The sequence below is a fragment of the Thermodesulfobacteriota bacterium genome (assembly GCA_040755095.1).
Taxonomy (GTDB): domain Bacteria; phylum Desulfobacterota; class Desulfobulbia; order Desulfobulbales; family JBFMBH01; genus JBFMBH01.
The window spans coordinates 1-4275 of the sequence record JBFMBH010000208.1 but is presented as its reverse complement, the minus strand read 5'-3'; the positions used below and the strand labels follow the sequence as shown (position 1 = coordinate 4275).

Genomic DNA, 4275 nt, shown 5'->3' with positions numbered 1-4275 from the left:
GCCCCCGGAGATCCGCCGCGGTTTTGGCCGGGGGGGGGCGCCGGCCACCTCGGCCGGGGGGGCGGCGGGGGATGTCGCCGGCACGGGGCCGGGGGAGTGCGGCCGGCAGGGGTTGCCGGCGGCGCCGCCACCGGAAGAGTGCATCCGCCGGCGGTGTCCGCCGTCGCCTCCGCCGGGGGATGAATCCCCCGGCTATCATAGCTGCTCTCGCTGCGCGAGGCTCCGGAGGAAACCCTCCTTGCAGAGCCACGCAGTGGCGTATCAGAGGTCGGCCGGAACGCCGGCGGGGAAGTGGCCATGGCCAACACGTATACCAGCCTTACCGTGCACATCGTGTTCAGCACCAAGGGGCGGGAGCCGTGGATCCACGCTGGCATTGAGCAAGCGATTTGGGGCTGCTTGGCCACTATCGCCCGCCGCCATGGGATGGTCGTTCATGCCGTTGGCGGCGCCGACGATCATGTCCACCTGCTTCTTGGCCTGCCGGCGACGATGGCGTTGAGCCGGGCTGTGCAGCTGCTCAAGGGCGGGTCCTCCCGGTGGGTCCACGAAGCCCTTGCTGGGCTTGAAGGGTTTGCCTGGCAGGACGGCTACGGGGCCTTCAGCGTCAGCAGGGCCTTGCGGGACGAGGCGGTGCGGTACGTGTTGCGGCAGCGGGAGCACCACCGGCTGGTCAGCTGGCCGGCCGAGGCCCAGGACCTGGCGGTGGCCGCCACCTGACCCTGGTCGCCGCCTCACGGCCTGGCCAGGGTGCGGGCCGCCTTCAGGATGAGCAGCAGCCAGGGGCTGGCGTGCAGAACGAGATCGAGCCAGTCGATGGGCCGCACCAGGCGGCCGGCGGCGAGCATGCGCAGCTTTTCCCAGAGGTGGGGCGGGGTAAAGGGGGCCAGGCCCAGGGTCAGGCAGGCGATGATCAGAACCGGCCAGGGCAGGTGATCGAGGAAGCGCAGCATGATGGTCTCCGGATTGCGCGGGCGCCTCAGGCCAGGCGCCGCACCAGGGCCTCCACGTCCAGGCCCAGGGCGTGGCCCAGGGACAGGAAGTCCTTCAGCCAGCCGGAGGCCTTGCGGTCACCGGCCGCGGCCTGGGTGTGCCGGGCCGGATAGAGGCCGGCCAGAAGCTCGGCGAACAGGTTCTGGGCCTGCCACATGGAGACCGGCACCTGCAACTGAGTGATGAGGCTGACGATGGCCAGGGCCCGGCCGAGGTTCTCCTGGCTGGGGGCGGCGGCCATGGCCGCCATGGCCGCCGTGAGTGGCGCCTCCAGGGCCGGGGCCAGCCAGTCGGCGCCGGTTGGGATCTGCCAGTCCGCCAAGTCCGCGACCAGCCTGGCCATGGCCTGGGAATCCCGCTCCGGCGCCGACAGGGCGGAGACCAGGGACTCCCTGAAGGCCACCTCGGCGCCCAGACGGAAGATGGCGGGCAGGCCCTGCTGAGCCCGCCGCAGCAGGGTCAGAAGGCCGGCATGCTCCCGGAAGGCGGCGGCCAGAATCCCTTCCAGATGGGCGCGGCAGCCTTCCACCCGGCGGGATAGCAGCTCCTGCCGGAGCTCGGGATGGAGGTCCGCCACGGTCCAGAGCCGGCCGCCCTGGGTCTTCAGCCAGGCGAGCGCCGCGGCCACCCCCTCCTTCGTGCGCACCTGGCAAGCCCGCCGGATGATGGGCGCCAGGGATGCTGCCGCCTCGCCGCTCCCCCCGGCCGGGGCGTCCAGCACGTGCACCTCGGCCCCTCCCTCGTGACCGTTGGGCCCGACCCCGAGCACGAAGAAGGTCGCCTCCTCGCCCAGGCCGCTGTGGCGCACCGTGACCAGACCACTCGGCCCCGGAGCCTCGGCTGGCTCCTCCCCGGCGGACCGGATCTCCACCTGGTAGCAGCCAAAGGTCATTGCCCCCCGGCACTCCCCGTCCAGGGCCATGGCCAGGCCGGCATGGCCCGCTGCCTCGGCAGGGCCAAAGCGGCCGGGCAGCACGAAGCGCCGGAACACCGCGGCACCATCCCCCATCTCGGCCAGGTTGCTCTCCGCCTCGACCAGGCGGCCCAGAAACGGCTCGGTGAGGGAGGCGCCGGAAAGCCCCTCCGCCAGCTCCAGGGCCCGGCCGGCGTAGCGCAGGATCTGCACGGTTTCGATGCCGGACAGCTCGTCGAAAAACCAGCCGCAGCTGGTGAACATGAGCATGGCCTGGCGCTGCATCTCCAGGAGACGGAAGGCCCTGGCCTCTTCCCCGGCGGCCAGGGGCCGGGCCGCATGGCGCTGCAGGAAGCGGATCCGGCTGGCAGCGCCCGGCTCCAGGAGAAGATCGATCGCGTCGTCCCGGGCCGCCCAGGGGTCGGCCAAGAGGTCCTTGGCCTCCTGCTGGAAGATGCCGGTCAGCTCGAAGCGCAGCCAGTCCAGGGTCTCCCGCAGCGGGGCGCGCCAGGCCTGATTCCAGCCCGGATGCCCGCCGGATGAGCAGCCGCAGTCGGCACGCCAGCGCTCCACCCCGTGGGCGCAGCTCCAGGAGCTGCGCTCGAACACCTCCACCTCCTGGGTGGGCGGGTGCAAGGAGAGATAGTGGCCGTAGCTGGTGAGCGTCAAGTCCTCCCCGTCGGCCAGCTGTGCGAGAACAAAGGCCAGCCCCATGTCGCCGAAGCGGTGGTGATGGCCGTAGGATTCGCCGTCGGTGGCCACGTGCACCAGGGGCGGCACCGGAGAGGCGGCGGCTGGCAGGGCCTCCTGCAGCCGGCCGGCCAGACGGGAGCCGTCGGCCAGGAGGCCGCCGAAGGCGATATCGTGGGCAATGGCGCCGTGGTAGAAGAAGACGGCAAGAGAACCGCCGCAGGGCAGGCGGACCGCATACGGCCGGCTGGTGTCGACCCGGCCGCCGGAGACATCCTGCCAGCGGCCGCGACCGGCCAAGGTCCGCACCCGCCGGGCCTGATTGGGGGCCAGGATGGTGAAGGCGATCCCCTCCTCGTGCAGGATCTCCAGGGTCTCCAGGTCCACCGCTGTTTCCGGCAGCCACATCCCCTCCGGCAGCCGTCCGAAGTGGCTGCGGAAGTCGGCGATCCCCCAGCGGACCTGGGTGATCTTGTCGCGCCGGTTGGCCAGGGGCATGATCATGTGGTTGTAAGCCTGGGCGATGGCGTTGCCATGGCCGTCCAACCGCTCGCTGCTGGCCCGGTCGGCGGCCCGGATCCGTTGGTAGGTGGCGGCATCGTGCTGCCGGATCCAGCCCAGCAGGGTGGGGCCGAAGTTGAAGCTGATCCCCTCGTAGTTGTTGACGATGGCCGCCACCTGGCCCGTGTCGTTGAGGATCCGGGCCACGCTGTTGGGGGCATAGGCCTCGGCGTGCACCCGCTCGTTCCAGTCGTGATAGGGGGCCGCCGAATCCTGGCGCTCGATGATCTCGAGCCAGGGGCTTTCCCGGGGGGGCTGGTAGAAGTGGCCGTGGATGGTGACATAGCCGCGCATGGTGCTCCTCGCCGGGACGCTGGGGGATGGCCCGGGCCAGGCCGTCTGGCCTTGTGCCGTGCTGTGAAGATACCCCGTCCCGTGCACCGTTGCACCGGCTTCGGCGGTGGACAAGGGTCCCAGGTTCGCGTATCCTGGGCCAGTCGTTCCGCCTGCGCCCCCCAAGATGAGGAGTCCGGGAGCCCCATGCTCGACGCCCTGCAGATCGATGCCCAGTTCCTTTCGGCCCTCCTGTCCATCGTCCTCATCGACCTGGTGCTGGCCGGTGACAACGCGGTGGTCATTGCCATGGCCGTGCGCACCCTGCCCAAGGAGCAGCGGCAGAAGGGCATCGTTCTCGGCACCGCCGCGGCGGTGGCTCTTCGGATCGTCTGCACCTTTTTTGTGGCCCAGCTGCTGCAGATCCAGTTCGTGAAGCTGGGCGGCGGGGCGGTGATCCTGTGGATCGCTGTCAAGCTCTTGGCCAGTCCGGTGGAGGCGGAGGCTGACGGCAAGGCGGCGACCAGCCTCTGGGAGGCGGTCAAGATCATCGTCATCGCCGACATCACCATGGCCATGGACAACATGCTGGCGGTGGGTGGCGCCTCCCACGGCAACCTGTTCCTGCTCCTTTTCGGGCTGGGCCTGTCCATCCCGTTCGTGATCTTCACGAGCAACCTTTTGTCCATGCTCATGGACCGTTACCCCATCATCATCACCATCGGCGCCGCCATCCTGGGCAAGGTGGGCGGCGAGATGATGATCACCGATCCCTGGACGGTGGCCTGGCTTGAGCCCTCCAAGGTGGTGATCTACGGGGTGGAGGCGGCCATGGCCGTGGCAGT

General features: G+C 70.2%; 4 protein-coding genes. 2 read left to right on the top strand and 2 right to left on the bottom strand.

Annotation, left to right across the window (positions count from 1 at the left end; all coding sequences use genetic code 11):
* Positions 1 to 297 precede the first annotated feature (297 nt).
* Positions 298 to 720 carry an IS200/IS605 family transposase gene (gene tnpA / locus AB1634_18760; protein MEW6221555.1) on the top strand — a complete coding sequence of 141 codons (423 nt, stop codon included), beginning with the start codon at positions 298 to 300 and terminating at the stop codon, positions 718 to 720.
* Between the two features lie 14 nt (positions 721 to 734).
* Here tnpA and AB1634_18755 read toward each other — a convergent pair whose 3' ends face one another.
* Both AB1634_18755 and AB1634_18750 read right to left on the bottom strand, forming a co-directional pair.
* Complete coding sequence (locus tag AB1634_18755) at positions 735 to 953, bottom strand: RND transporter (protein ID MEW6221554.1); 219 nt, start codon at positions 951 to 953, stop codon at positions 735 to 737.
* A 26-nt stretch (positions 954 to 979) separates the two neighbouring features.
* Positions 980 to 3451 carry a DUF3536 domain-containing protein gene (locus AB1634_18750; protein ID MEW6221553.1) on the bottom strand — a complete coding sequence of 824 codons (2472 nt, stop codon included), beginning with the start codon at positions 3449 to 3451 and terminating at the stop codon, positions 980 to 982.
* A gap of 186 nt (positions 3452 to 3637) precedes the next feature.
* Here AB1634_18750 and AB1634_18745 point away from each other — a divergent pair.
* Positions 3638 to 4275: TerC family protein (locus tag AB1634_18745; protein MEW6221552.1), on the top strand; the 638-nt coding region annotated here is incomplete at its 3' end.